Genomic DNA, 26371 nt, shown 5'->3' with positions numbered 1-26371 from the left:
ATGTGATGTCGTGTTGACGAGATTAACTTTACCGGCTTAAGCGTCAATTAATCAGAGCAACGGTAAAACAGTGAAAGTATAAAAAACAAATTTTCATCAATTATGAAGAAAAAAAGAATAAATTGCGCAGAGTTGCAATAAAAAATTACAACAGGATGATTTTGAAAGGATTATGAAGAACTATACCTGAAACCTGATTATTAAGAAAGCAATTCACCAGGAATAATCCGTAATAAATAAAAACAGCACGCAAAAATAAGCCCTGAAGGATAAACCTGCAAGGCATATATATTTATCACATTTTTTGGAGCATCAGCCCGGCACGTAAACCACAGGCCACGTTGGGATTCGGAAAGAGAACGTATTCAACATCATGGGTGACAATAAAACGTTCATCACCGTCCTTCGCCAGCAAGGTTCCCTCTTTAAAAGGGGTAAAGTTGAGCGTCTGGTTATCCATATGAAGAATGAAATCGTCGCTACGTCGCGTGATTTGCGACACTACGCGGTAGCGCAGCGGAGATGTTTCTCCCGTCGATACTCGCTCGCCTCGCAGCAACTGCGCCAGTGCGTCTGCTGTTTGCGCAAACTGGGACAGATCGTTTTGTCCAAACGGCAGCGCTTTACCGAGTTCCAGCGTACAGGCCAGTGCGCCAAAATGTTCCCCGCTAAAATGGGTGAACGTACCGCCAGGCGTCTGATGAAAAACCAGCGCCTCCAGTCCCGCATCTCCCAGCCATTCAAGAAAACCCTCATCCCAGGCAACGTTGCGTTGTGGCAACACGCCAAAGCGCAGATGCAGTGAACCGCGAATCGCGGTGTGCAGATCCAGATGCCAGCGTGCTGGCTCTTTCGCCCGCGAATAAAAATCTTCCAGACACAGCTCAAGCTCATGGGCTCGGCGCGTTTCTTCACTCGCGGTAAAAATCTGCCACCGGCCGCCAAACATACGATTCAGGTCGCTATGACAATACCGTTTTCCCGCAGCAAGCGCCTGCGGGTTTCCCAGAATCACCAGTAGCCGCCATGTTAGTGCCAGCTCGCCGCTAAATAACCGGGACAAGAATGAGTCGAGTATCTCTACCGGCGCGGTTTCATTGCCATGGATCCCCGCAGACAGCACCAGAGAATGTTCAACGGGTGCAAGCGGCGTCAGTTCCAGAATTCCGTGACCGATCCACTGCCAGTCAAAACCATGAATGGTTCCTTGCGTTTCCTCCGGAGTGGCACCTGCGAGCGTGATAGCCAGCAAGTTATCCATGGCGTATCCCCTCCAACTGGAAAGGATACACAGAGCCGAGGTTAAGCAATTGCGTCAGCGTATCCAGCGCTTCACGCCCCTCGCGCAACAGCTGTGGGTCGGCAAGGTCGGCAGCGGTAAGACGATCGCGATAGTAACGGTCAACCCAGTTATTCAACGTGTTAAACAGCATATCGTTCATGATAACCGCCGGATTCACCGCCTGCTGTTCCTGCAAGGTGAGCACCACTCTCAGGCGCAAGCATGCCGGACCGCCGCCGTTGGACATACTTTCACGCAGATCGAATACCCGCAGGTCATCGATCGGATTGTCTTCCTCGAGAAGACGGTTCAGATACCGCCACACGCCAGTATGCTCCCGGCACTCCTGCGGCAGGACCAGCATCATCGAACCGTCGTCACGACTCAGCAACTGACTGTTAAACAGATAGGTAGTCACCGCATCCTGCACCGAAACCTCCGCAGTCGGGACTTCCAGCGGGGTAAAACCTGCCACCTGACTACGCAACTGCTCTAATAACGCCTGCTGTCTGACAAACGCCTGCTGATGACAAAACAACACCTGGCGATTCGACACCGCAATCACATCGTTATGAAACACACCAAGATCGATGACATCCGGATTTTGCTGAGCAAAAATACACTGATGCGGGTTAACCTGATTCAGTCGTGCGACCGCCTCACTGGCCTCACGGGATTGCCTTGCCGGATAGCGCTTCGGCTGGGATGCATTGCCTTCTTCACGACCGTAAACAAATAGCTGTACACCGGGATCGCCGTAATCTCCACCAAGGCGGTTATGGTTTGCCGCCCCTTCATCACCGAAAAGCGCAACCTGGGGTAACGCACCGTGGACAGCAAAACTATTCTCATCACGGAAAATCGCCCGTAGCAACGCTTCGGTAGTAGGAGCTTCCAGCGAACGGTGGAACTTATTATTCAGATTCGCCACCGTCAGATGCACTTTCCCGTCCAGCGAATCTGCTGAAGGGCAAACCGTTGCCGCATTCGCTACCCACATAGGCGATGCGGAGCTGGCACTGGAGAGCCAGTGAGGTGCCTGACGCGCCACTTTCTCCAGCACCTGTTCATCACTGCCGCTAAAACCCAACTGACGCAGAACCGGAATAAAAGGCCGCTCGTGGGGGGGATCACCGCCTGAGGAAAACCCGCATCCGCCAACGCTTTCATCTTTAGCAGACCTTGCTTCGCCGCCAGACGCGGGTTCGACACCTGAAATCGATGTTTGGTTGAGGCCTCATTACCAAATGACAATCCAGCATAGTGGTGAGTCAGTCCCACCAGGCCATCAAAATTTACCTCACGGGCTTTCATAGATTATCCTCGCGAGAAAAATCCAGCCCGGGGCTAAGCGCCGTTGGCAGCGTTAAGACCGGTGATTCCAGACTTGCCATCGGCCAGGCGCAATAATCTGCGGCATACCACGCGCTGGCGCGATGGTTCCCGGAAGCGCCAACGCCGCCAAACGGTGCGGTACTCGCAGCGCCGGTTAACGGCTTATTCCAGTTGACGATCCCTGCTCGTGCCTCCAGCAGTAGCTGTTCAAACTGGCCGCGATCGGGCGAAACTAACCCACACGACAGTCCAAAGCGGGTGTTGTTCGCCACACGAATCGCCTCATCAAAACTGTCATAACGCCATACGCCAAGCAGCGGCCCAAAAACCTCTTCATCAGGTACGTTCGCCGCCCCGGTCAGTTCAATGATTCCAGGGGTCAGCAGTGACGTTCCGGCTTTCACCAGACGTGGCGCCAACAGCGTACGTCCCCCCAACGACGCCAGACGCTGCCAGGCATCATAGACATGCTGCGCGGCCTGTTCGGAAATCAGTCCGCCCATAAACGGCTGCGGTTCCGCATCCCAGTTACCGGGCATTAAACGCTGACTAACCTCTACCAGACGCGTCAGGAACGCATCACCCTGCGCGCCTTTTTTAACTAACAGGCGGCGGGCACAGGTACAGCGCTGTCCGGCGGTGACAAATGCGGACTGAATGGTCAGATGTACCGCGGCATCAATATCCTCCGGATTCTCAATAATCAGCGGATTATTACCCCCCATCTCGAGGGCGAGGATTTTTTCCGGTTGACCGGATAACTGCCGATGCAACTGATAACCGGTATTGGCACTGCCGGTAAACAGCAGACCATCGAGGTCTTCCAGCGCACTCAGCGCCTGCCCTGTTTCACGTCCGCCCTGCACCAGGTTCAGCACGCCCGGCGGCAATCCCGCCTGTTCCCACAGCTTTGTTACTGTTTCACCGGTCCACGGCGTCAACTCGCTGGGTTTGAAAATCAACGTATTGCCTGCCAGCAATGCCGGAACAATATGGCCATTGGGTAAATGACCTGGGAAGTTATACGGACCAAAAACCGCCAGCACGCCGTGTGGGCGATGGCGCAACGTTGCCGCGCCATCCGGTAGTTCGCTGTGCTGCTCTCCGGTACGGGCATGGTAAGCTTTGACGGAGATGGCGATTTTATTGATCATCGCCGTCAGTTCAGTCGCGGCTTCCCAGCGTGGTTTGCCGGTTTCCCTGGCGATAATCTGGGTTAGCTCGGACTTATTGCTTTCCAGCAATGAAGCAAACTTTTCAACAATCGCCTGGCGTTCACTGAAGGGCTGTTTAGCCCAACCGGCAAAAGCTGCACGCGCAGCCTGGCACGCTTGCGTCACCTGCGTGGCATCGGCATCATTGCCGTGCCACAGCACATCACCACCTACTGGGTTGGTTTTCACCCGGCGCTCGCCCAGTCCCGTCACCCAGTCACCGTTTATCCATAGTGTCATGCTGTTTTCTCCTCTGCACAAAGACGCACAAAACGTACATGGTCGCCCGCGTGGCATTTCAGGGCATCCAGTTGTGCCGCCGTCAGTACCAGACGTTGGGTATCCGGGTCTGCGCGAACCAGCATGACGCGGAAGTTTTGATAGTTTTCATTGGCAACCAGACAGGCCGGATAATCGCCGGTTGCTGGCTGACCTTCCGCCACTTCCACCAGCCTGCTTTTACGAATCGCCCGCACCCGGTCAATATCGCATTCCAGCGTCGGTCCGCCGTCGAAAATATCGACATAGTTGCGATAGCGAAAGCCCTCTTTCTCCAGCACCGCCCGCGCGGGCGCCGTTTGCGGATGAACCTGACCAATCACGCTTTGTGCTTCATCAGACAGGAAATCGGTGTAAATAGGATGCTTGGGCATTAATTCAGCAATAAACGCTTTTTGCCCTGTTCCGCAGAGAAAATCCGCCCGGCTGAATTCCATTGAAAAAAAGCGTTTGCCGAGGCTTTGCCAAAACGGCGAGTAACCGTGTTCATCAATCACGCCGCGCATCTCAGCCACGACCTTCTCATTAAACTTGTCACGAAACGCGGCCATAAACATAAAGCGTGATTTTGACAACAAATAGCCGTTGCCTTCTTTTCGCCAGTCCGGATCGAGAAACAGCGTACAAAGCTCGCTGCTACCCGTGTGATCGTTACTCAGAAACAACGTCGGCAGCGCGTTATACACATTCAGCTCTTTCGAGGCGTGGACCAGTGTGCCGACCCGATAGTTGTACCAGGGATCGTTAAGTCCTACCGCCACCTCAATGGCGCAAATCCCGGCCACAGTTCCGCTGGCGCTGTCTTCCAGCACAAACACATATCCCTGCTCACTTTTGGGCAACTCACCGCGCCAGGTTTGTAGCGAACGTTCGATACGCGCCATTAGCGTCGCTTCATTCGCCGGTAGCGAGGTCAATCCGCCGCCGGTCTTACCGGCAAGCTGCATCAACGCGGTGATATCAGCACGTTCAATGGGACGAATCACCATCATGATGAACCTCCTGCTTTAATGCGTTCGCAGGCCAGCGCAAAGCGATCCAGTCCGGTGGCAACTTCTTCTTCGCTGACATTGAGCGCTGGCGCAAAACGCACCACGTTAGCGCCAGCAATCAGTACCATCACCCCGGCAACAGCCGCTTCTTGCGAGATGAGTTTCGCTTTCCCGGCAAATTCCGCGTTCAGCACGCAGCCGATCAGCAGCCCGAGTCCTCGAATTTCACTAAACAGTCCAAAACGTTCGTTAATGGCGTTAATACGCTCCACAAACCAGTCGTGGCGCTGTTTTACTCCGTTGAGCACTTCCGGCGTGTTAACAATTTCCAGCAGTTTACCCGCCACCGCCGTCGCCAGCGGGTTGCCGCCGTACGTTGTACCGTGCGTACCCACCGTCATCACACTGGCGCAATGCTCTGTCGCCAGCAGTGCGCCGATGGGGAAACCACCGCCCAGCGCTTTAGCTGTCGTCAGCAGGTCCGGCGTAACGCCGTAATGCATATAGGCATACAGCTCGCCAGTACGGCCAACCCCGGTCTGAACCTCATCAAAAATCAGCAGCGCATTATGGCGATCGCATAATTCACGCAACCCCTGCAAAAACGCGTTTGTTGCCGGCACCACGCCGCCTTCGCCCTGGACAGGCTCGACGATGACCGCACAGGTCGTGTCATCAATCAGTTGGCTGGCAGAATCGAGATCGTTATACACGGCATGGCGGATATCCGGCGGCAGCGGCGCGAAATCCTGTGAATAGGCGGGCTGACCACCGGCGCTGACGGTAAACAGCGTGCGGCCATGGAAGGCATTTTTAAACGCCACAATCCCGCTCTTCTGGCTGCCAAAACGATCGTGGGCATATTTACGCGCCAGTTTTAGTGCCGCTTCGTTGGCTTCTGCGCCGGAGTTACAGAAGAAAATGCGCTCGGCGAAGGTGGCGTCAATCAGCTTTTTCGCCAGACGCAATACCGGCTCGTTGGTGTAGCCATTTCCGGTATGCCAGAATTTGCTCGCCTGGTCGTTTAATGCCTCGCGCAATGCCGGATGGGCGTGACCCAGTGCGTTAACCGCAATGCCTCCCGCGAAATCGATATACTCTTTACCCTGCTGATCCCACAGACGTGAACCTTCACCCCGCACCGGAATAAAAGGGGCCGGAGCGTATACAGGCATCATCCATTCATCAAAATTTTCACGCGTAATTGACAGAGACATAGCGACCTCAACGGTAAATAAAAGGTTATTTATATGTTAATAAATATAGTGTTTGCGGTGTAAATGTAGATTGCAGGGTTCGTGCCAGCCAGCGAAAAAAGTGCATAAACGGAGGGCGAGAACGGAATATCAACAGGTTACAACGTGACGATATTCACTATACGTGCATATAAAGTGAATATGTTTGCGCATCAGGTGACTAAACAGAGGAAAAAACGCAGTTTTATTCAGTCGCCAAATATAATTCTGGAATTGTGATCGTATACGAAATTTTTCGGAAATTATTGCTCCATTCCGACGCGCTTCGCGCCAAAACGGTGCAGTTTTTGCTCCATCGTTAACACCATTAGCAATCATTGTTGGAATCAGGTGACAAGAAGCAGTCAGTCTGCAGAAATTCTGCTACCATCCTTGCACTATTCATCTTGCAAAGTGGCAGTGACTATGAAATTTGTCTCTTTTAATATCAACGGCCTGCGTGCCCGTCCCCATCAACTGGCAGCCATTGTCGAAAAACACCAACCGGATGTTATTGGCTTACAGGAGACAAAAGTCCACGACGATATGTTCCCTCTCGAAGAGGTAGCAAAGCTCGGTTACAACGTCTTTTATCACGGCCAGAAAGGCCATTACGGCGTCGCGTTGTTAACGAAAGAAACGCCAATTGCGGTACGTCGTGGCTTCCCGGGCGATGACGAAGAAGCGCAGCGTCGTATCATCATGGCAGAAATTCCGTCCCCTCTGGGCAGCATCACTGTGATCAACGGCTATTTCCCGCAGGGCGAAAGTCGTGACCATGAAACTAAATTCCCGGCCAAAGCCGCGTTTTATCAGAACCTGCAAAACTATCTTGAGACAGAGCTGAAGCGCGACAATCCGGTATTGATCATGGGCGACATGAATATTAGCCCAACCGATCTCGATATCGGCATTGGCGAAGAGAACCGTAAACGCTGGCTGCGTACCGGAAAATGTTCCTTCCTGCCGGAGGAGCGTGAGTGGATGGAACGCCTGCTGGGCTGGGGTCTGGTGGATACCTACCGTCACGCAAATCCTGAAAAGAATGACCAGTTCTCGTGGTTTGATTACCGCTCAAAAGGCTTTGACGATAACCGTGGCCTGCGTATCGATCTGCTGCTGGCGAGCAACCCATTGGCGGAACGCTGCGAAGAAACCGGCATCGACTATGAAATTCGCAGTATGGAAAAACCGTCCGACCATGCGCCGGTATGGGCTAAATTCCGCGTCTGACCTTCTATGTTTTTTTACTCTCCGGGCCCGGCCTGGAGAGTCTGTTTATTCTGTGCAAAATCAATAAAGCGACGGTAATACATTGTTGCGGCCGGGAATTTATTATATCTTCGCGCGCACTTTTCGCTGACGAAAATGCTCCATTGCACTCGGTTTTACAGGAGAACCCCCATGAAAAAGAAGTTCGCATAAAGCAGAATACCGGCTGCTGATTGTCGCGGTCCTGTTCTGCGTTCTGGCGGGAGTTTTCCATCATTATGGTCTGACCGACCTGATAACCAATTTCCATCATTTGCAAGACGTCATCCGCCAAAGCGGTATGTTCGGCTATACGCTTTATATCCTGCTGTTTATTGTTGCTGCGCTGTGTCTGATCCCCGGCAGCATCCTGGTGATCGTCGGCGGTGTGCTGTTTGGCCCCGTGGCGGGGACGCTTATCTCGTTAGTGGCAGCAACCGTGGCCTCGGCGCTGTCGTTTTTGCTGGCTCGCTGGCTTGGACGGGATCTGCTCCTGAAATACGTTGGGCATACGACAATGTTTCAGGCTATCGAAAAAGGTATTGCCCATAGCGGAGTTGACTTTCTGATCCTCACCCGGCTCGTGCCGCTGTTCCCTTATAATATTCAAAATTACGCCTATGGGCTGACGGCCATTCCGTTATGGTCATTTACCGTGATATCTGCGGCAACCACTTTACCAGGCATTTTTATTTATACGCTGATGTCGCACGAACTGGCCAGCGAAGGAATTAGCTGGGCATTTATCGGTAAGCTCAGCGTGGCGGGGCTGGCGTTATTCGCCCTCGTACAGGCAACCAAAGCCTGGGCCCGTTATAAGCATGTCGATCCATCAGCTCCTCACGAGTGCGCAGATAAATGATAAAACGACGCATCCATTACTACCGCGCAGGAGTGATAATCCTGCTGCTGCTCGCGCTGATAGCGTGGGCGTGGATACCTGGCGTGAGCGATTTTCTCCACGCCAGCCTGGCGGCATTTGCCACGCTCGATCAGCATGCAATTGAGAATTTTATTCGTTCTTACGGAACTCAGGCGGCGGTCGTTTCATTCTTCCTGATGATCTTGCAGGCCATCGTCGCCCCGCTTCCCGCTTTTGTGATCACCTTTGCCAACGCCTCGCTGTTTGGTGCATTTTGGGGCGGCATATTGTCCTGGTGCAGCGCAATGGCAGGCGCGGCGCTGTGCTTTTTTATTGCCCGCGTTTTAGGCCGTGGCGCGGTGGAGAAACTGACCGGAAAAACGGTGTTGAACAACATGGACGCTTTTTTCGAGCGCTATGGCAAGCACACCATTCTGGTCTGTCGCCTGTTACCTTTTGTACCGTTCGATCCGGTAAGCTACGCAGCAGGCCTGACCTCGATTCGGTTTCGCCATTTTTTCATCGCCACCGGCATCGGTCAGTTACCCGCCACTATCGTCTATTCATGGGCGGGTAGCCTGTTAACCGGCGGTACATTTTGGTTTGTAACCGGCCTGTTCATCCTGTTCGCTCTGAGCGTAATAATTTCAGTGGCGAGAAGCCTTTATCTTGAACATCAGCGAAAAAAAACCTGAGACTTCCCCCATTTTTAGCCATGGAGATACTATGCGTTACTGCTTATTGTGCCTGAGTTTAATGCTCTGTCCGCTGGCGACGTTTGCCCAGGACGACGGCTGGCAACAAATCAAAAATGATGCCCGCGGTCAGACGGTGTGGTTCAACGCCTGGGGTGGCGACAATGCAGTTAACCAGTATCTCGACTGGGTTAGCGGCGAGATGAAAACGCACTATGCAATTAACCTGAAAATCGTACGTCTCGCAGATGCCGCCGACGCGGTAAAACGTATCCAGACAGAAGCAGCATCCGGGCGAAAAACCGGGGGTTCTGTCGATTTATTGTGGGTTAACGGCGAAAACTTCCGCACCCTGAAAGAAGCCGGGCTTCTGCAAACTCAGTGGGCGCAAACGCTGCCTAACTGGCGCTATGTTGATACCCAGAAACCGGTGACCGAAGATTTCTCCGTTCCAACGGAGGGGGCTGAATCACCGTGGGGCGGTGCCCAACTCACCTTTATTGCCCGGCGCGATCTCACCGCACAGCCGCCGCAATCTCCGCAGGCACTGCTTGAATTTGCGCAGGCGCACCCTGGCACGGTGACCTATCCGCGCCCGCCAGACTTTACCGGCACGGCGTTTCTGGAGCAGTTGTTAATTTCGCTCACCACCAAACCACAAGCATTGAAAGTTGCGCCAGATGCAGCGACATTCGCCGACGTTACCGCGCCATTGTGGCATTATCTTGATACCTTGCACCCTGTACTTTGGCGTGAAGGCAAAGATTTTCCGCCCACGCCAGCACGAATGGATGTACTGCTCAATAGCGGCACCCTGCGTTTGTCATTGACCTTTAACCCTGCCCACGCGCAGCAAAAAGTAGCCAGCGGCGAATTGCCTAAAAGCAGCTACAGTTTTGGTTTCTCACAGGGCATGCTCGGCAACGTGCACTTTGTTGCCATTCCGGCGAATGCCCGCGCCAGTGCCGCAGCAAAAGTCGTGGCAAACTTCCTGCTTTCGCCCGAAGCACAACTGCGTAAAGCCGACTCAACTGTCTGGGGAGATCCTTCGGTGCTTGATCCACAAAAATTACCTGTCGAACAGCGTGATGCGCTGCTGGCACGGATCCCACAAGGACTCCCTGCCGTTCTGCCGGAACCGCATGCTGCCTGGGTAAACGCTCTGGAACAAGAATGGCTACGCCGCTACGGTACGCATTAATTTTGCTACTCTGGGCCATCATGGCGACAGTTTATCTGCCGTTGGTGCCAGCGGCTTTCTCTCTGATAGCGCCAGCCCTTAGCCTAACCCATTGGCTGGCTCTCTTTGCCGACCCTCAACTTCCGCAGGCGTTACTGGCGACGCTTGTTTCCACAGGACTGGCTGCCGGCGGCGCACTAATCATCGCGCTGCTGGCGATCCTCGCTTTATGGCCCGGTGCAGGCTGGGCGCGACTAAGCACCCGTCTTCCGTGGCTGCTGGCGATCCCGCATGTTGCCTTCGCCACCAGCGTGCTGTTGGTTTTTGCCGAAGGCGGTAAAATCTGGCAATGGCTTCCGTTCCTCAGCCCACAGCCAGACCGTTACGGCATTGGGCTTGGCGTGACGCTGGCGGTGAAAGAGAGCGCTTTTTTGTTATGGATCCTCTCGGCTCTACTGAGTGAAAAACAACTTTCGCAGCAGGTTATCGTGCTGGATTCGCTGGGTTACAGCCGACTGCAATGCCTGAACTGGCTGGTACTGCCCGCTATCGGCCCGGCATTAGGCAAAGCTATGCTGGCGATTGTTGCCTGGTCACTCTCCGTTGTGGATGTGGCAATCGTCCTCGGCCCCGGAAATCCGCCAACACTGGCCGTATTGAGCTGGCAATGGCTCAGTCAGGGCGATGTCGAACAGCAGGCGAAAGGCGCACTCGCCAGCCTGTTGCTGGTGCTGTTACTCCTCATTATCGCGCTGGTGAGTTATCTGTTGTGGCGCGCCTGGCGACGTACTATCCCGGCAGTAAATGGTGAACGCCTGCATTTTTCACCTATAACAATCGCACGCCCGCTGGTACAGATCTTGCCCGTCAGCGGTGTGGTATGCGCGCTTGTACTGGCGCTTATCGCGAGCTATTCCTCACTAAACCACGAGGCGCTCTGCAATAGCCTGCAGCTAGGGCTCCTTTCCAGCGTGTTAGCGCTACTGATACTTTTTGTCTGGCTGGAATGGGGTCCACAAACCGGGCACCGCTGGGTCTGGCTACCGCTCATTTTGCCTGCGCTACCACTGGTAACCGGACAATATCTGCTGGCGTTATATGCCGAACAGGATGGACTGATGACAACCATTATCTGGGGCCACCTGCTGTGGGTGATGCCCTGGATGCTATTTGTGCTTAAACCGGCCTGGCAGCGCATTGACCCGCGATTAATTTTGATTGCACAAACGCTGGGCTGGTCGCAGGGGCGGATATTCTGGCTGGTGAAATGCCCGCTGCTGGTGCGCCCGGCATTGATTGCCTTCGCGGTTGGCTTCTCGGTCAGTATCGCCCAGTATATGCCGACGCTGTGGCTAGGTGCCGGACGCTATTCCACTCTGACCACCGAAGCGGTGGCATTAAGCAGCGGCGGTAGCAGCGAGATTCTGGCAACACAAGCGTTGTGGCAGCTTCTTCTACCACTGCTCGTTTTCGCACTCGCAGCCATTCTCGCCGCGTGGATTGGCCGCTTTCGACAAGGACTCCGCTAATGCTCATTGTGCAAAACGTTTCGTTGTACCAGGGGGCGACTGCGCTGCTGAAGAACGTTACCTTTCAGGTGGACAAAAGTGACATTGTCACGATTATGGGGTCTTCCGGCAGCGGAAAGTCTTCGTTGTTTTCGTGGATGGTCGGGGCGTTGTCGCCTCAGTTTCAGGCATCAGGCGAGCTGTGGCTCAACGAACGACGCGTTGACGCGCTGCCTACGGCGCAGCGCCAGATTGGCATTCTGTTCCAGGATGCGTTGTTGTTTGACCATTTCAGCGTTGGGCAGAATTTACTGCTGGCCCTACCTGCCAGCCTGCAGGGTTCCGCCAGACGACATGCGGTGGAAAGTGCTCTCGCACGCGCTGACCTGGCCGGTTTTTATTCTCGCGATCCGGCGTCGCTCTCCGGCGGACAACGCTCGCGTGTCGCCCTGCTCCGCGCGCTACTGGCTCAGCCCCAGGCACTGTTACTTGATGAACCCTTTAGTCGGCTGGATGCGTCGCTACGCGACACCTTTCGCCAATGGGTCTTCACCGAGGTGCGTAAGCTAGGGATCCCGGTGGTTCAGGTGACCCATGACGCGCAGGACGTTCCGCCTGCAGGCCGCGTACTTCAGATGGAAAACTGGGCGTGAATGTGGCGATATGCTGCGTTAACGCAAGGTTTTTACGTAACCGGCGGCACAGAATGTCGTCCTCTTTTTTTCAACGTCGGGCTATTCGATGAAACGTGTTTCTCAAATGACCGCGCTGGCACTGGCTTTAGGGCTCGCTTGCGCTTCTTCCTGGGCTACTGAAACAGCACAGACGCTTACCCTCAACCAGTTACAGCAAAAGCAAGGCGCGGCGATCGATACCCGTCAGAGCGCTTTTTACAACGGCTGGCCGCAGTCGCTTAATGGTCCTTCAGGACACGAACCTTCCGCACTGAACCTGTCTGCCGCCTGGCTCGACAAGATGAATAATGAACAACTCAGCGCCTGGGTTAAGTCACATCAACTCAACACCGACGCGCCGGTGGCGCTGTATGGCAACGATAACGACATACAGGCTGTCAAAGCCCGCCTGCAAAAAGTTGGCTTTAACCATATCTCCACCCTCAGCGATGCGCTTACGGACCCTGCCCGCCTGCAACGTCTGCCGCACTTCGAACAGCTGGTGTACCCACAGTGGCTGCACGACCTGCAGCAGGGTAAAAACGTAACCGCTAAACCGGCGGGTGACTGGAAAGTGATTGAGGCCGCCTGGGGCGCGCCGAAGTTGTATCTGCTCAGCCACATCCCTGGTGCGGGCTACATTGATACCAACGAAGTTGAAAGCGAACCGCTTTGGAATAAAGTTTCCGACGCGCAGCTCAAAGCGATGCTGGCGAAACACGGTATCCGCCACGACACCACGGTGATTTTATACGGTCGCGATGTCTATGCCGCCGCTCGCGTGGCGCAAATTATGCTGTACGCAGGCGTGAAAGATGTTCGTCTTCTCGACGGCGGTTGGCAAACCTGGTCCGACTCAGGTTTACCGGTCGAACGCGGCACTCCGCCAACGGTGAAACCAGAACCTGATTTCGGCGTGAAAATCCCAGCCCAGCCGCAGTTGATGCTCGATATGGAACAGGCTCGCGGTCTGCTGCATCGCCAGGATGCGTCTTTGGTGAGCATTCGTTCATGGCCAGAATTTGTCGGTACCACCAGTGGCTATAGCTACATTAAGCCAAAAGGTGAGATTGCAGGTGCACGTTGGGGCCACGCTGGCAGCGACTCCACGCATATGGAAGATTTTCATAACCCGGATGGCACCATGCGCAGCGCGGATGACATCGCCGCCATGTGGAAGCAATGGAATATCCTGCCGAATCAACAGGTCTCTTTCTATTGCGGCACCGGCTGGCGCGCTTCAGAAACGTTTATGTATGCCCGCGCGATGGGCTGGAAAAACGTCTCCGTCTACGACGGCGGCTGGTATGAGTGGAGCAGCAATCCAAAAAATCCGGTTGCCAGCGGTGAACGGGGCCCGGACGCCAGTAAGTAAGATTGTCATTATTGCCGGATAAGCATATCCGGCAACGCAATACGCTACGCCTGACGCTGGACCGCTTTCAGTGTCAGGTATCCGCTCCAGATCCGGGTAAACGTCGTCATCCAGCACAGCGCGCCAAAGACCCACGCCATCACGGCAAAATATTCCGGGAACAGACACCCCAACACAAATAGCAAAATCGTCTCAGTACCTTCGGTCAGTCCCCCCAGATAATAAAACGATTTATGCGCGTAGCCCGGGTTATCAATTTGATGTTTCGCCGCCAGCGCGGCAAAGGCCAGAAAGCTGCTGCCGGTTCCCATAAAGGCGAACAGCAGCCAGCCGCCAGCCAGCGAGTTAGCCGCCGGATCGGCGAGCATAAAACCGAATGGCACTAAGGCGTAAAACAGAAAATCGAGCGAGATATCAAGAAATCCGCCTGCGTCGGTTAGCCCTCTGCGCCGCGCCAGAGCCCCATCCAGCCCATCAAAAAGCCGATTGAGCACAATGACCGCCAGCGCTGCCAGATACCAGCCTAACGCCAGAAATGGCAAGGCCAACACGCCAATGGCAAAACCGACCAGCGTAAGCCCGTCCGGGGTAATCGCCGGTTTATCAATAATGCTTACGCAGCGATGCAAAAGCGGTTTTAATCGCGGATGAATATGACGATCAAGCATGCGGGCGTCCTTTAAAGCTGTCGCACAGCCCCTGGGAAGGAATATCGAGAGCAGCATTAAAACGCGCAGAGAGATTTTGAAACGCAATCAGCGCGGTCATTTCCGTAATGGCATCATCGGTAAAATGCTGCTTCATCTGCGCTTTCAGCGCATCATCAACCTGTGGAGGCGTTGCGGTCACCGCATCGGCATAGGCCAGAGCTACTTGCTCTTCTGCGCTAAATAGCGCCGATTCTTGCCAGTTGGCAACCTGTAAGACTTTATCCAGCGCGCCACAGCGTTCAGCCAACCGTAAACTGTTGGCATCAACGCAGAAAGCGCAGTGGCACACCTGAGAAACGCGGGTCATCAACAGCGCGCGCATCACCGGCGTTAAACGCGCCTTTTTACGCTCCAGAAACCCGACAAACAGCGCCACCAGCCAGAACAGAAACGGCATCCGCCCCCACCAGCGCGTGGGATGCAGCACATCGCCATAATGTTTTTTCTGCGTAGCAACGAGCGGTTTTAGACTGGAAGGGATACGCGTTAACGGCTTTACCCACGACTGAGGTTCGTTCAACGGTGGCTCCTGAATACTTTAGATAAAACAAAGATAACGATAGTATGTCATTTTCTGCTGTTAGATCTTGATGAATATAATGAAAACCCTCGACGTGGTCGCCGCTATCATTGAACGTGATGGCAAAATTTTACTGGCTCAGCGTCCGCTACATGCGGATCAGTCAGGCATGTGGGAGTTTGCCGGCGGTAAGGTTGAATCGGGCGAAAGTCAGCCCGAGGCGCTGTTCCGTGAACTGCGTGAAGAGTTGGGCATTGAGGCAGTCGTGGGGCGCTACATTGCCAGCCATCAACGCGAGATTTCGGGCCGACTGATTCACTTACATGCCTGGCATGTACCGTCATATCAGGGGGAACTGAAGGCGTATGAACATCAGGATATCGTCTGGTGTTCACCCGAAGAGGCGCTGCGTTATCCGCTGGCGCCTGCCGATATCCCACTACTGGAAGCGTTTATTCTTTTACGCGACGCCAGACCAGCGGATTTGTGCTGATCGTTTTCTCATCGCGTTGGCACTGAAGCAAGACGCCGTCAGCTTTAATCACTGCCCCTTCTGAATAGTTTTGATCCTGATAAATACAGCACTGGCTACAGGGCTGCGCCCGCTGACCGCTGGAACTGAACACTTCCGGCGGTACGTTAACCTGCACATCCGGGCGATAAGGCTGATTTGCCAGCGTCGCGCCGGACACCAGGGCCAACACGCCTGCCACGATTAAACGGCGCATATTCTTTCCTTTTTAACTGACAATTATGCTCAGTATAACGGTATAAATCGGCAGAAACTTTAGCCTCTTCGATCATCGTTTTTGGTTATGACCCACGACGCAATATTAATTTACTTAGCGGGGTTAATTTTTTCTTGCGTCGCGTCACAGTGCTGATGGTATAGTCAAAAACTGCACAACACTTAACACAAAAATCAAAAATATAACCATATCAATACATAAGAGGTTCTTATATCTATGGATCAGACATGTTCTCTGGAGTCATTCCTTAACCATGTGCAAAAGCGCGACCCGAATCAAACCGAGTTCGCGCAAGCCGTTCGTGAGGTAATGACCACGCTGTGGCCTTTCCTTGAGCAAAACCCGCGTTATCGCCAGATGTCATTGCTGGAACGTCTGGTTGAACCGGAGCGCGTGATCCAGTTCCGCGTAGTCTGGCTGGACGACCGCAATCAGGTGCAGGTCAACCGCGCATGGCGCGTGCAGTTTAGCTCTGCCATTGGCCCATACAAAGGCGGTATGCGTTTCCACCCTTCCGTGAACCTGTCGATCCTGAAATTCCTTGGCTTCGAGCAGACGTTTAAGAATGCCCTCACCACGCTACCAATGGGCGGGGGTAAAGGCGGGAGCGATTTCGATCCAAAAGGGAAAAGCGAAGGCGAAATCATGCGTTTCTGCCAGGCGCTGATGACCGAACTGTTCCGCCATTTAGGTCCCGATACCGACGTTCCGGCGGGCGATATCGGTGTGGGCGGCCGTGAAGTCGGCTTTATGGCCGGGATGATGAAAAAACTCTCCAACAACAGCGCCTGCGTCTTTACCGGTAAAGGTCTCTCTTTCGGCGGCAGCCTGATTCGCCCGGAAGCCACCGGCTACGGTCTGGTGTATTTCACCGAAGCGATGCTCAAACGCCATGGTCTGGGCTTTGAAGGCATGCGCGTAGCGGTTTCTGGCTCCGGTAACGTGGCGCAATTCGCCATTGAGAAAGCCATGGAGTTTGGCGCGCGGGTGGTTACCGCCTCCGATTCCAGCGGTACCGTAGTTGACGAAAGTGGATTTACCAAAGAAAAACTGGCGCGGCTGTGCGCAATCAAAGACAGCCGCGACGGTCGCGTAGCAGATTATGCCCGTGAGTTTGGCCTGACCTACCTGGAAGGCAAACAGCCGTGGTCGGTTCCGGTCGATATCGCCCTGCCGTGTGCCACGCAGAACGAGCTGGATGTCGATGCAGCACGCGTATTGATCGCCAACGGCGTGAAAGCTGTCGCCGAAGGGGCAAACATGCCGACCACTATCGAGGCCACCGATCTGTTCCTCGAGGCAGGTGTACTGTTCGCACCGGGTAAAGCCGCCAACGCCGGTGGTGTAGCGACATCCGGTCTGGAAATGGCGCAAAATGCCGCTCGTCTGGGCTGGAAAGCGGAGAAAGTGGATGCGCGCCTGCACCACATCATGCTGGATATTCACCATGCCTGCGTTGAATACGGCGGCGAAAGCAAGCAGACCAACTACGTACGTGGCGCCAACATCGCAGGCTTCGTAAAGGTTGCCGACGCGATGTTGGGTCAGGGTGTGATTTAATATTGTCTCTGCAGGCCCGTAGGCCGGATAAGGCACGGGTGCCGTATCCGGCTAAGCCTGATGCGCTATGCTTATCAGGCCTACAAACTTACAGACCCGCCTCTTCAGATGGCGGGCTTTTTTTCGCCGAACGTTTACGCGGCGCACTCTTTTTCTTATCGCCACCACTACCGCCAGGTGCAGCAATTCCACGAAAGCGTCGTACCGGTGTGCTGCGCGCCTGATCGATAAGCTGATACAGCGTCCCCACCAGCGGCTGCATGAAATCCTGATAGCGACATTGCTTTTCGCTGATTTGGGTCAGTATAGATTCCCAGTGCGCGGTCATGTCCGGGCGCGTCGCCATTTCTGGCAACGAGTGGAACAGCGCTTTTCCCGCGTCGGTCGAATGGATATACCGCCCTTTTTTCACCAGGAATCCACGCTTAAACAGCAGTTCGATAATTCCGGCGCGCGTCGCTTCCGTACCTAAGCCATCCGTTGCGCGCAGGATCTTTTTCAGATCTTTATCCTGCACGAATCGCGCAATACCGGTCATCGCTGACAGCAGCGTGGCATCGGTAAAGTGACGTGGTGGTTGAGTCTGACGTTCAACCACTTCGCCTTTTTCGCACAGCAGTTCATCATCTTTTGCCACCACCGGCAGCGGCGTCCCGTCATTATCTTCGTCGCGCTCTTTATTGCCAAGCAGCGTGCGCCATCCGGCTTCCGCCAGAAAACGCGCTTTAGCGACAAACTTGCCTTTGGCAATATCCAGCTCAATAACGCACTTCCTGAATACCGCATCTGCGCAAAATTGCATCAGATACTGACGGGCAATCAGGTTGTAAATTTTCGCTTCGTTGTCATTCAGATTGATGGACGAACTGCGCGCGGTAGGAATGATGGCATGGTGCGCATCCACTTTTTTGTCGTCCCAACAGCGATTTCGCGTATCGGGATTGACCGCCGGTTGCGGGAGCAGATCCGGTGCATGGACGCTAATCGCGTTCAGTACCGCATGACGTCCGGCAAAGTGCTCTTCCGGCAGATAACGGCTATCCGAACGCGGATAGGTAATCAACTTATGGGTTTCATACAACTTCTGGCAGATATCCAGAACGTTTTGCGCACTTAAACCGAAGCGCTTCGCCGCTTCAATCTGCAACGCCGACAGCGAGAACGGTAACGGCGCGGATTCTGATTCCCGTTTATCGTTATAGCTGGTGACTATCGCCGGTTGACCGTTAATTCGGTTCACCACGTGTTCAGCCAGCGTGCGATTCAGCAAGCGTCCTTCTTCATCCTGATACGGCTCACACGCTTCACTCGGCTGCCAGATAGCGGTAAACCGCTCATCGGCGGGCGTTACGATATGCGCTTTCACTTCGAAGAAGTCTTTGGCGACGAAGTTCTCAATCTCTTCATCACGACGCACAACCAGCCCGAGCACCGGCGTTTGTACGCGCCCGACCGAAAGTACGCCCTGATAGCCCGCGTTACGTCCGAGAATGGTGTAAGCGCGCGTCATATTGATACCGTACAACCAGTCCGCACGCGCTCGCGCCAGTGCCGACACGCACAGCGGAATAAACTCACTGTTGGCGCGCAGCCGCTCAATAGCCCGCTCAACGGCCTGCGGGTTGAGGTCGTTAATCAGGCAACGCTGCACCTTCTGGCGCTTTTCAGGCGCCAGTTGCAGGTAATCCAGCACTTCATCCACCAGCAACTGCCCTTCACGATCGGGGTCACCGGCGTGAATAACTTCGCTGGCCTCATGCAAAAAGCGCTTAATGACGTTGAGCTGTTTGGTCACCGAGGGGCGCGGTTGCAGTTGCCACTTTTCCGGGACAATCGGCAGATCGACCAGACTCCAGCGAGCATAACGACTGTCGTAGGCATCCGGCTGCGCCTGTTCAAGCAGGTGACCAATACACCAGGTCACCACTTGTCCATTTCCGCATTCGATAAAACCATCGCCTTTGCGATGCGGCTTTGGCAGCACATCGGCGATAGCACGCGCCAGACTTGGTTTTTCGGCAATAAACAACCGCATCGAGTTAACGAATCTCAACCATGGCGCGACCGCCACGAGCTTCCACTAACTCACCAATGGCGGTGAGATCGATACCGAACTGCGCCGCTGCCGCTTTCACTTCGGCTTCAGCTTCCGGCGTTACCGCCAGCAGTAGGCCACCGGAAGTTTGCGGATCGCACAACAGATCGCGTACCGATTGCGGCATTTCACCCATCAGGTGTCCGTAGCTGGCAAAGTTACGTTGGGTACCGCCGGGTACTGCACCCTGCGCGATGTATTCTTCAACGCCAGGCAGCTTAGGAATATCCTGGTAGATAATTTGCGCCTGAACGCCTGCGCCCTGACACATTTCGCTCAGATGCCCCAGCAGACCAAAACCGGTAACGTCGGTCATGGCTTTCACGCCGTCGATATCGGCGAATGCCGCACCGGCAATGTTCATCCGACACATCACTTCTGTCGCCAGTCCTTTGTGTTCTTCCTTCAGTAGTGATTTTTTCTCTGCTGTCGTCAGAACGCCAATCCCCAGAGGCTTGGTCAGGAATAACTTACACCCTGCCTCTGCGGTGCTGTTTTTCTTCACGCGTTCGGTCGGCACAACGCCGGTTACCGCAAGGCCAAAGATAGGCTCTGGGGCATCGATAGAGTGGCCGCCCGCCAGCGCAATACCCGCCTGACGGCAGGCAAAACGTCCGCCTTCGGTGACTTCGCGGGCGATTTCCGGCGCCAGCTTATCCAGCGGCCAGCCCAGAATAGCAATTGCCATAATCGGTTTGCCGCCCATAGCGAATATATCGCTGATGGCGTTAGTCGCGGCGATGCGGCCAAAATCAAACGGATTATCGACAATCGGCATAAAGAAATCGGTGGTGCTGATAACGCTGGTGCCGTTTCCCAAATCGTATACGGCCGCGTCGTCGCGAGTTTCATTACCCACCAGTAAGTTCGGATCAACAAACTTCGCCTGCTCGCTGTGCAGGATGGTTTCCAGCACTTTTGGGGAAATTTTACAACCGCAACCGGCTCCGTGGCTGTATTGCGTTAAACGAATAGCTTGCTCGCTCATGGACATCTCCTGTCATTGCAATCCGGATATGGTAGCGCTCATTCCATGATGTGGTAAGAGTGACTGTCTGAATTCGAGTGTCTTTGCTCAGAATCCAGACAGTTTTGCCGTTGATATCAGAAATAACGGACGAATGCGCTCGGATCGGCAAGGTTGATCGTCGTGGATGCTTTTAGCTGCGGTGTGCCCAGATAGAGGAAACCGACGATTTTATCTTGCGGGCGACAGTCGAATGCTTCACGAACGACCGCACTTTCGGTTAATGCACCACTTCGCCAGATACCGCCAAAGCCCTGGGCAATTGCGGCCATCTGCATAGCCATCACCGCACAACCGGCAGACATTTCTTGTTCCCACAGAGGAACCTTGTCGTTTTCTTCACATTTCGCCACCACGGTAATAATCAGCGGTGCGCGAAACGGTGCGTTGCGCGCTTTTTCCTGAGCTTTCTCATCGCTACCTGCGGCAATCGCGCCTTTCTCAAGTACGGTGCTAAAGCGTTCACGCCCTTCGCCCTCAATGACATAGAATTGCCACGGTTGCAGCGTTTTATGGTCCGGTGCGCGCATTCCCGCCCGCAGAATGTTTTGCAGTTGCTCTCCCGCCGGGGCCGGCTCGACAAGACGAGAAGCGCTACGACGGGTGATAAGTAATTCGAGTGCATCCATTTGCTTAACTCCAACAATGAGATTTGTTCACAAAATTAACACGTGAGCGGATTTTGTTACAGCACAGGCGGTGATTCCTGCTGACAAGTGCCTGTCTGGTCATTACGATAGCCTCATCTTATCGCCTTTCTCCGGGATTTCGGGATGGCGTGTTGTTAATCGGTAGGGAGAATACATGCGAACCCTGTGGCGATTTATTGCCGGATTTTTTAAATGGACATGGCGATTACTTAATTTCGTCCGTGAATTTGTGCTTAACCTGTTCTTCATCTTCTTGGTGCTGGTGGGCGTGGGTATCTGGATGCAGGTCAGCAGCAGCAATACCAGTGAACACGCTGAGCGAGGCGCACTGCTGCTGGATATCTCGGGGGTGATTGTCGATAAGCCGTCGAGCACCAGTCGCTTAAGCGTTATTGGTCGTCAGCTGTTTGGTGCCAGTTCCGATCGCCTGCAGGAAAACTCCCTGTTCGATATCGTGAATACTATTCGCCAGGCAAAAGATGATCGCAACATCACCGGCATTGTGATGGATCTGAAAAATTTTGCCGGGGCCGACCAGCCTTCCATGCAGTATATCGGTAAAGCGCTGCGGGAATTCCGCGACAGCGGCAAACCGGTCTTTGCCGTAGGCGATAACTTCAGCCAGGGGCAGTACTACCTCGCCAGTTTCGCCAATAAAATTTATCTTTCTCCACAGGGTTCCATTGATCTGCACGGCTTTGCCACCAACGGTTTGTACTACAAGTCCCTGCTCGACAAGCTGAAAGTTTCCACACACGTGTTCCGTGTCGGAACTTATAAGTCTGCCGTAGAACCGTTTATCCGTGATGATATGTCTCCTGCCGCGCGTGAAGCTGACAGCCGCTGGATCGGCGAGCTGTGGCAGAACTATCTCGACACGGTTGCTGCCAATCGCCAGATCCCTGCTCAGCAGGTGTTCCCTGGCGCACAGGCCATGCTGGACGGTTTGACAAAAGTCGATGGTGATACCGCGAAATATGCGCTCGACAACAAACTGGTAGATGCACTGGCCTCCAGCGCTGAAGTCGAAAAAATGCTGACCAAACAGTTTGGCTGGAGCAAAGCGGATAAAAATTATCGCGCTGTCAGCTATTACGATTACTCACTGAAAACGCCAGCGGATACTGGAGACAGCATTGGTGTTATCTTCGCCAATGGCGCGATTATGGACGGTGAAGAAACCCCTGGGAATGTGGGCGGTGACACGACTGCCGCGCAGATCCGCGAAGCCCGTCTTGATCCGAAAGTGAAAGCAATTGTTCTGCGCGTGAACAGCCCAGGCGGAAGCGTCAGTGCCTCCGAAGTCATTCGTGCTGAGCTGGCTGCGGCAAAAACGGCGGGTAAACCGGTTGTGGTGTCCATGGGCGGCATGGCGGCATCCGGTGGGTACTGGATCTCCACCCCAGCAAGCTACATTGTGGCGAACCCCAGCACCCTGACCGGTTCAATCGGCATCTTTGGCGTGATCAACACCGTGGAAAATAGTCTGGATTCCATTGGCGTACACACCGACGGCGTGGCGACATCCCCACTGGCGGATATCTCCATCACCAAAGCGTTACCACCAGAAGTGCAGCAAATGATGCAACTTAGCATCGAGAACGGCTATAAGCGCTTTATCACGCTGGTCGCAGATGCGCGTAAAACAACACCTGAGCAGATTGACAAAATCGCGCAGGGCCACGTCTGGACCGGACAGGATGCAAAAGCCAACGGTCTGGTAGACAGTCTGGGTGATTTTGATGACGCCGTGGCGAAAGCGGCTGAGCTGGCCAAACTGAAACAATGGCACATTGCGTATTATCAGGACGAACCGACATTCGTTGATATGGTGATGGACAGCATGTCAGGCTCCGTTCGTGCCATGCTGCCTGACGCCATTCAGGCTATGCTCCCACCACCGCTGGCCTCTGCGGCCAGTGCAGTAAAAGCCGAAAGCGATAAGCTGGCCGCATTCAACGATCCGCAAAACCGCTATGCGTTTTGCCTGACCTGCGCCAACGTTCGCTAACTATTGACCCCTCTTCGGGATGAAGAGGGGTTTTCTTTGAGACAGAAGAAAAGTCATGCAGAAAAAATCAATTTACGTTGCCTATACCGGCGGTACCATTGGTATGCAGCGCTCAGAACAGGGTTATATTCCCGTTTCCGGTCATCTGCAGCGCCAGCTGGCATTGATGCCTGAATTCCACCGTCCGGAGATGCCAGACTTCACCATCCACGAATACGCCCCGCTGATGGATTCCTCCGATATGACGCCGGAAGACTGGCAGCATATTGCGGAAGACATTAAAGCGCACTACGACGATTACGATGGTTTTGTCATTCTGCACGGCACTGACACCATGGCGTTTACGGCTTCGGCGCTCTCTTTTATGCTGGAGAATCTGGGCAAGCCGGTCATTGTGACAGGGTCACAAATCCCATTAGCAGAACTACGTTCTGACGGACAAATCAATTTGCTGAATGCGTTGTACGTTGCAGCAAATTACCCGATCAATGAAGTTACCCTGTTTTTCAACAATCGATTGTTTCGCGGCAACCGGACCACTAAAGCGCATGCTGATGGTTTTGACGCGTTTGCCTCACCCAACCTTGCACCACTGCTGGAAGCCGGGATCCACATTCGTCGGCTGGGAACTCCGCCCGCACCTCACGGTACAGGTGAGTTGATTGTGCATCCTATCACTCCGCAACCGATTGGCGTGGTCACCATTTATCCTGGGATCTCCGCTGATGTAGTACGCAACTTCCTGCGCCAACCTGTAAAAGCATTAATTTTGCGCTCCTACGGCGTGGGGAATGCGCCGCAGAATAAAGAGTTCCTGAAAGAACTTGAAGATGCGAGTTCGCGTGGCATTGTGGTGGTGAACCTTACGCAGTGTATGTCCGGCAAGGTGAACATGGGGGGCTACGCGACAGGCAATGCGCTAGCGCATGCTGGCGTGATTGGCGGCGCGGATATGACCGTCGAAGCCACACTCACCAAACTGCACTATTTGCTGAGTCAGGGACTGGATACGCAGACTATCCGTGAAGCGATGACGCAAAATCTGCGTGGTGAGCTCACGCCTGACGATTAAAGGAGTCTATGCCCATGGCCCGAGCCTTACTGTTGGTCGATTTACAAAATGACTTTTGTGCCGGTGGTGCCCTCGCGGTCCCACAAGGTGACAGCACAATCGATATTGCCAACCGTCTGATTGACTGGTGTGCCTTACGCGGCGACATGGTCGTTGCCAGTCTGGACTGGCACCCGGCTAATCACGGCAGTTTTGCCAGCCAGCATCAGGTCGAGCCCTACAGCCAGGGACAACTCGATGGACTGGCGCAGACATTCTGGCCCGATCATTGCGTACAAAACAGCGCAGGTGCAGCCCTGCATCCGCTGCTGAACCAGCGTGCGATAACTCAAACGTTCACTAAAGGTGAGAACCCGCTGGTCGACAGCTATAGTGCGTTTTTTGATAACGGTCGTCGTCAGGCTACCGCGCTGAATGCATGGCTACTCGAACGCCGCATTGCCGAGCTCATCATCATGGGTCTGGCAACCGACTATTGCGTTAAATTCACCGTACTGGATGCGCTCGATCTTGGCTACACCGTCAGCGTTATTACCGACGGCTGCCGTGGGGTTAATATTCAACCCCAGGACAGTGCAAACGCCTTTATAGAAATGGCGGCGGCGGGTGCAACGCTGTATACGTTGGACGACTGGCTGGAAACCCAACCGTAAGCGATGCCGACAGGGTCACTCCTGTCGGCGCGTTATCTCAGGCCAGCGCTGAAATCTCTTCCAGCGATACTTTGCGTGTTTCGATGCCAAAACAAAAAAGAATCAGCGCGCATAGAACCAACATTACTCCTAACACGATAAAGACCGTAACGGAGCCATAGCGGGTCAACAAAATAGCGACGCCATAGGGCGTAAACACAGCGACAATCCTTCCCACCGCATTAACAAAACCTGATCCTCTCAATCTTAGGTGCGTGGGCCATAGTTCTGGGACATAAACTGCAGAGGCAAAGCAGACATACATATACAGAAAAAAAATCATCACCAGCCCGTAGCTCAGAATGGCCCACTCTTCAGTTTGAAGTGAATAGAAATACCCGAGCAATGCGATAATAATCAACAAGAATGAGCCAAACAATCGCCGTGGAAAGCGATCGATAATTAACGCGGCAATAAATATCCCAACTGGCGCGCCAATCATAATTATCGCAGTCATAAATATGGATTTCGTTACATCGATTCCCGAATTAACAAATATAGTCGGGATCCATACCGTAATGGTGTAGAGCGAAATATTCATTGCGATAAGCACCGTGATCGCCACCAGTGTACAGCGCAACATTGGCCCCTTAAACAATAGCCAAAATGAACCACTTGCCGTGCTTAAATCCGCCGACGGGCATTCGTTCCGGCAGGATGGTAAAGTGATGTTTTTTTCTAGCTCAATTTGCGATTCAACCTGCATAAGATGTTTTTCAGCTTCGCTTCTCTTCCCTTTACCAGCCAGCCAACGTGGGGATTCAATATAGTATTTTCCTGACAGATACCAGGCCAACAGCATTGCCATGCCACCGAGCAGAAACATCACCCGCCAGCTTAAAAGTGCAATGATCACGACGCCAATTGCCGCAGATAGCATTGGTGCCCAGTTGCCGACAAATGACAGACGGGCAGACCATTTCCCACGTACCGCGGGTGGAATGAATTCTGTAAATGAGGCATAGCCCACCATAATTAGCGCCCCCATTCCAATCCCCATCAGACAGCGGAAGAAGATAAGCCAGTACATGTTGGGCACAAACGTTGCAGCGCAGGCTGAGGCCCCGACGATTAACAAATTGATACGGAACGCTTTGCGTCGACCGAGATAATCACCAATAAAGCCGCCGGCTAGTGAACCGATAAAGTAGCCGAACATCAGCGCTGAGGTAAACGCGGCATTTAGATAATTGTTTGACCAGCCAGTGTTGACTAATTTTGCTAATACCACATTCCCGGAATAGCTGAGAAAACCGGTTATTAACAAACTAAAACTAATAATACCGAAAATACGAAAATGAAATCGAGATAAAGGTAAGCGATCTAATCTTGCGCCGATAGGGTCACATTGTTCCATCTGGATGCCTCAAATTCAGCTAAATAGAAAGTATGGCGATCGCGGC

Annotated in this window: 23 protein-coding genes and 1 pseudogene; 12 read left to right on the top strand and 12 right to left on the bottom strand. The window is 53.7% G+C overall.

Features of this window, described 5'->3' with window-relative positions; all coding sequences use genetic code 11:
* Positions 1–295 precede the first annotated feature (295 nt).
* From astE to WN16_RS13850, 5 genes and pseudogenes are all read right to left on the bottom strand, one after another.
* Complete coding sequence (gene astE, locus WN16_RS13870) at positions 296–1261, bottom strand: succinylglutamate desuccinylase (RefSeq protein WP_044700003.1); 966 nt, start codon at positions 1259–1261, stop codon at positions 296–298.
* A pseudogene (astB, locus tag WN16_RS13865) lies at positions 1254–2596 on the bottom strand (N-succinylarginine dihydrolase). The gene astE and the pseudogene astB overlap by 8 nt, the downstream one beginning before the upstream one ends.
* The gene (gene astD / locus WN16_RS13860) at positions 2593–4071 is read right to left on the bottom strand and encodes a succinylglutamate-semialdehyde dehydrogenase (protein WP_016150120.1); all 1479 of its coding nucleotides are present in this window, start codon (positions 4069–4071) and stop codon (positions 2593–2595) included. The pseudogene astB and the gene astD overlap by 4 nt, the downstream one beginning before the upstream one ends.
* Complete coding sequence (gene astA, locus WN16_RS13855) at positions 4068–5102, bottom strand: arginine N-succinyltransferase (protein ID WP_003030637.1); 1035 nt, start codon at positions 5100–5102, stop codon at positions 4068–4070. The genes astD and astA overlap by 4 nt, the downstream gene beginning before the upstream one ends.
* The gene (locus WN16_RS13850) at positions 5099–6319 is read right to left on the bottom strand and encodes an aspartate aminotransferase family protein (RefSeq protein ID WP_003840894.1); all 1221 of its coding nucleotides are present in this window, start codon (positions 6317–6319) and stop codon (positions 5099–5101) included. The genes astA and WN16_RS13850 overlap by 4 nt, the downstream gene beginning before the upstream one ends.
* A 444-nt stretch (positions 6320–6763) precedes the next feature.
* Between WN16_RS13850 and xthA the strand changes: the two genes are divergently transcribed.
* The 7 genes from xthA (at position 6764) to WN16_RS13810 (ending at position 13882) form a co-directional block, all read left to right on the top strand.
* Positions 6764–7570: an exodeoxyribonuclease III gene (gene xthA, locus WN16_RS13840; protein ID WP_003030642.1), complete on the top strand. Its 807-nt coding sequence runs from the start codon at positions 6764–6766 to the stop codon at positions 7568–7570.
* 223 nt (positions 7571–7793) lie between these two features.
* Positions 7794–8450 carry a TVP38/TMEM64 family protein gene (locus WN16_RS13835; RefSeq protein ID WP_168707992.1) on the top strand — a complete coding sequence of 219 codons (657 nt, stop codon included), beginning with the start codon at positions 7794–7796 and terminating at the stop codon, positions 8448–8450.
* Positions 8447–9145, top strand: coding sequence for a TVP38/TMEM64 family protein (locus tag WN16_RS13830; RefSeq protein ID WP_003843444.1), 699 nt, complete (start codon positions 8447–8449; stop codon positions 9143–9145). Before WN16_RS13835 ends, WN16_RS13830 begins: the two co-directional genes overlap by 4 nt.
* A 31-nt stretch (positions 9146–9176) precedes the next feature.
* Positions 9177–10346 carry an ABC transporter substrate-binding protein gene (locus tag WN16_RS13825; RefSeq protein ID WP_032936111.1) on the top strand — a complete coding sequence of 390 codons (1170 nt, stop codon included), beginning with the start codon at positions 9177–9179 and terminating at the stop codon, positions 10344–10346.
* A complete protein-coding gene (locus WN16_RS13820; protein WP_044700014.1) occupies positions 10319–11854 on the top strand; it encodes a thiamine ABC transporter permease in 1536 nt (511 codons plus the stop codon). Before WN16_RS13825 ends, WN16_RS13820 begins: the two co-directional genes overlap by 28 nt.
* Positions 11854–12486: an ATP-binding cassette domain-containing protein gene (locus tag WN16_RS13815; protein ID WP_044700015.1), complete on the top strand. Its 633-nt coding sequence runs from the start codon at positions 11854–11856 to the stop codon at positions 12484–12486. Before WN16_RS13820 ends, WN16_RS13815 begins: the two co-directional genes overlap by 1 nt.
* Positions 12487–12574: 88 nt before the next feature.
* Complete coding sequence (locus WN16_RS13810; RefSeq protein WP_044700018.1) at positions 12575–13882, top strand: sulfurtransferase; 1308 nt, start codon at positions 12575–12577, stop codon at positions 13880–13882.
* Positions 13883–13926: 44 nt separating this feature from the next.
* Here WN16_RS13810 and WN16_RS13805 read toward each other — a convergent pair whose 3' ends face one another.
* The gene (locus WN16_RS13805) at positions 13927–14550 is read right to left on the bottom strand and encodes a CDP-alcohol phosphatidyltransferase family protein (RefSeq protein WP_044700021.1); all 624 of its coding nucleotides are present in this window, start codon (positions 14548–14550) and stop codon (positions 13927–13929) included.
* Positions 14543–15112, bottom strand: a complete 570-nt coding sequence (locus tag WN16_RS13800) for a carboxymuconolactone decarboxylase family protein (RefSeq protein WP_003030660.1) — start codon at positions 15110–15112, stop codon at positions 14543–14545. Before WN16_RS13800 ends, WN16_RS13805 begins: the two co-directional genes overlap by 8 nt.
* Before the next feature lie 79 nt (positions 15113–15191).
* On the opposite strand from WN16_RS13800, the gene WN16_RS13795 reads away from it, so the two are divergent.
* Positions 15192–15605: a pyrimidine (deoxy)nucleoside triphosphate diphosphatase gene (locus tag WN16_RS13795; RefSeq protein WP_032936117.1), complete on the top strand. Its 414-nt coding sequence runs from the start codon at positions 15192–15194 to the stop codon at positions 15603–15605.
* On the opposite strand, the gene WN16_RS13790 is transcribed toward WN16_RS13795, so the two are convergent.
* Positions 15565–15840, bottom strand: coding sequence for a YnjH family protein (locus tag WN16_RS13790; protein WP_016150109.1), 276 nt, complete (start codon positions 15838–15840; stop codon positions 15565–15567). The genes WN16_RS13795 and WN16_RS13790 overlap by 41 nt on opposite strands.
* A gap of 237 nt (positions 15841–16077) precedes the next feature.
* Here WN16_RS13790 and gdhA point away from each other — a divergent pair, with 237 nt between their 5' ends.
* Positions 16078–17421 (top strand): NADP-specific glutamate dehydrogenase, encoded by a 1344-nt coding sequence (gdhA, locus tag WN16_RS13785; protein ID WP_003832501.1) that lies wholly within the window; start codon positions 16078–16080, stop codon positions 17419–17421.
* A gap of 88 nt (positions 17422–17509) precedes the next feature.
* Here the strand turns inward: gdhA and topB are convergent, their stop codons facing one another.
* The 3 genes from topB to WN16_RS13770 all read right to left on the bottom strand — a co-directional run bounded on the left by topB (position 17510) and on the right by WN16_RS13770 (position 21172).
* Positions 17510–19456, bottom strand: a complete 1947-nt coding sequence (gene topB, locus WN16_RS13780; protein ID WP_044700023.1) for a DNA topoisomerase III — start codon at positions 19454–19456, stop codon at positions 17510–17512.
* Between the two features lie 4 nt (positions 19457–19460).
* Positions 19461–20504: a selenide, water dikinase SelD gene (gene selD, locus WN16_RS13775; RefSeq protein ID WP_003840882.1), complete on the bottom strand. Its 1044-nt coding sequence runs from the start codon at positions 20502–20504 to the stop codon at positions 19461–19463.
* A gap of 116 nt (positions 20505–20620) precedes the next feature.
* Positions 20621–21172 (bottom strand): NAD(P)H nitroreductase, encoded by a 552-nt coding sequence (locus tag WN16_RS13770; RefSeq protein WP_003030670.1) that lies wholly within the window; start codon positions 21170–21172, stop codon positions 20621–20623.
* A 175-nt stretch (positions 21173–21347) separates the two neighbouring features.
* Between WN16_RS13770 and sppA the strand changes: the two genes are divergently transcribed.
* The 3 genes from sppA to pncA are packed head-to-tail and all read left to right on the top strand — an operon-like array spanning position 21348 to position 24929.
* The gene (sppA, locus tag WN16_RS13765; protein ID WP_044700025.1) at positions 21348–23204 is read left to right on the top strand and encodes a signal peptide peptidase SppA; all 1857 of its coding nucleotides are present in this window, start codon (positions 21348–21350) and stop codon (positions 23202–23204) included.
* 55 nt (positions 23205–23259) lie between these two features.
* Positions 23260–24276, top strand: a complete 1017-nt coding sequence (gene ansA / locus WN16_RS13760; protein WP_003030673.1) for an asparaginase — start codon at positions 23260–23262, stop codon at positions 24274–24276.
* An 8-nt stretch (positions 24277–24284) separates the two neighbouring features.
* Complete coding sequence (gene pncA / locus WN16_RS13755) at positions 24285–24929, top strand: bifunctional nicotinamidase/pyrazinamidase (protein ID WP_155267879.1); 645 nt, start codon at positions 24285–24287, stop codon at positions 24927–24929.
* A gap of 37 nt (positions 24930–24966) precedes the next feature.
* Here the strand turns inward: pncA and WN16_RS13750 are convergent, their stop codons facing one another.
* Complete coding sequence (locus tag WN16_RS13750) at positions 24967–26325, bottom strand: MFS transporter (RefSeq protein ID WP_003840879.1); 1359 nt, start codon at positions 26323–26325, stop codon at positions 24967–24969.
* Positions 26326–26371 lie beyond the last annotated feature (46 nt).

Source organism: Citrobacter sp. ABFQG, from assembly GCF_004322975.1.
GTDB classification, from domain to species: domain Bacteria; phylum Pseudomonadota; class Gammaproteobacteria; order Enterobacterales; family Enterobacteriaceae; genus Citrobacter; species Citrobacter freundii.
Note: the sequence above shows the minus strand (reverse complement) of the source record. Positions and strands in the feature narration are given on the sequence as shown.

Bases quoted from the DNA above. Each gene is read 5' to 3' on its own strand.
- topB (WP_044700023.1), bottom strand. From the start codon at position 19,456: ATGCGGTTGTTTATTGCCGAAAAACCAAGTCTGGCGCGTGCTATCGCC.
- WN16_RS13810 (WP_044700018.1), top strand. From the start codon at position 12,575: ATGAAACGTGTTTCTCAAATGACCGCGCTGGCACTGGCTTTAGGGCTC.
- astE (WP_044700003.1), bottom strand. From the start codon at position 1,261: ATGGATAACTTGCTGGCTATCACGCTCGCAGGTGCCACTCCGGAGGAA.
- pncA (WP_155267879.1), top strand. From the start codon at position 24,285: ATGCCCATGGCCCGAGCCTTACTGTTGGTCGATTTACAAAATGACTTT.
- WN16_RS13850 (WP_003840894.1), bottom strand. From the start codon at position 6,319: ATGTCTCTGTCAATTACGCGTGAAAATTTTGATGAATGGATGATGCCT.
- WN16_RS13790 (WP_016150109.1), bottom strand. From the start codon at position 15,840: ATGCGCCGTTTAATCGTGGCAGGCGTGTTGGCCCTGGTGTCCGGCGCG.
- ansA (WP_003030673.1), top strand. From the start codon at position 23,260: ATGCAGAAAAAATCAATTTACGTTGCCTATACCGGCGGTACCATTGGT.
- astA (WP_003030637.1), bottom strand. From the start codon at position 5,102: ATGATGGTGATTCGTCCCATTGAACGTGCTGATATCACCGCGTTGATG.
- gdhA (WP_003832501.1), top strand. From the start codon at position 16,078: ATGGATCAGACATGTTCTCTGGAGTCATTCCTTAACCATGTGCAAAAG.
- WN16_RS13825 (WP_032936111.1), top strand. From the start codon at position 9,177: ATGCGTTACTGCTTATTGTGCCTGAGTTTAATGCTCTGTCCGCTGGCG.
- xthA (WP_003030642.1), top strand. From the start codon at position 6,764: ATGAAATTTGTCTCTTTTAATATCAACGGCCTGCGTGCCCGTCCCCAT.
- WN16_RS13805 (WP_044700021.1), bottom strand. From the start codon at position 14,550: ATGCTTGATCGTCATATTCATCCGCGATTAAAACCGCTTTTGCATCGC.
- WN16_RS13750 (WP_003840879.1), bottom strand. From the start codon at position 26,325: ATGGAACAATGTGACCCTATCGGCGCAAGATTAGATCGCTTACCTTTA.
- WN16_RS13815 (WP_044700015.1), top strand. From the start codon at position 11,854: ATGCTCATTGTGCAAAACGTTTCGTTGTACCAGGGGGCGACTGCGCTG.
- WN16_RS13820 (WP_044700014.1), top strand. From the start codon at position 10,319: ATGGCTACGCCGCTACGGTACGCATTAATTTTGCTACTCTGGGCCATC.
- astD (WP_016150120.1), bottom strand. From the start codon at position 4,071: ATGACACTATGGATAAACGGTGACTGGGTGACGGGACTGGGCGAGCGC.
- sppA (WP_044700025.1), top strand. From the start codon at position 21,348: ATGCGAACCCTGTGGCGATTTATTGCCGGATTTTTTAAATGGACATGG.
- WN16_RS13830 (WP_003843444.1), top strand. From the start codon at position 8,447: ATGATAAAACGACGCATCCATTACTACCGCGCAGGAGTGATAATCCTG.
- WN16_RS13795 (WP_032936117.1), top strand. From the start codon at position 15,192: ATGAAAACCCTCGACGTGGTCGCCGCTATCATTGAACGTGATGGCAAA.
- selD (WP_003840882.1), bottom strand. From the start codon at position 20,504: ATGAGCGAGCAAGCTATTCGTTTAACGCAATACAGCCACGGAGCCGGT.
- WN16_RS13770 (WP_003030670.1), bottom strand. From the start codon at position 21,172: ATGGATGCACTCGAATTACTTATCACCCGTCGTAGCGCTTCTCGTCTT.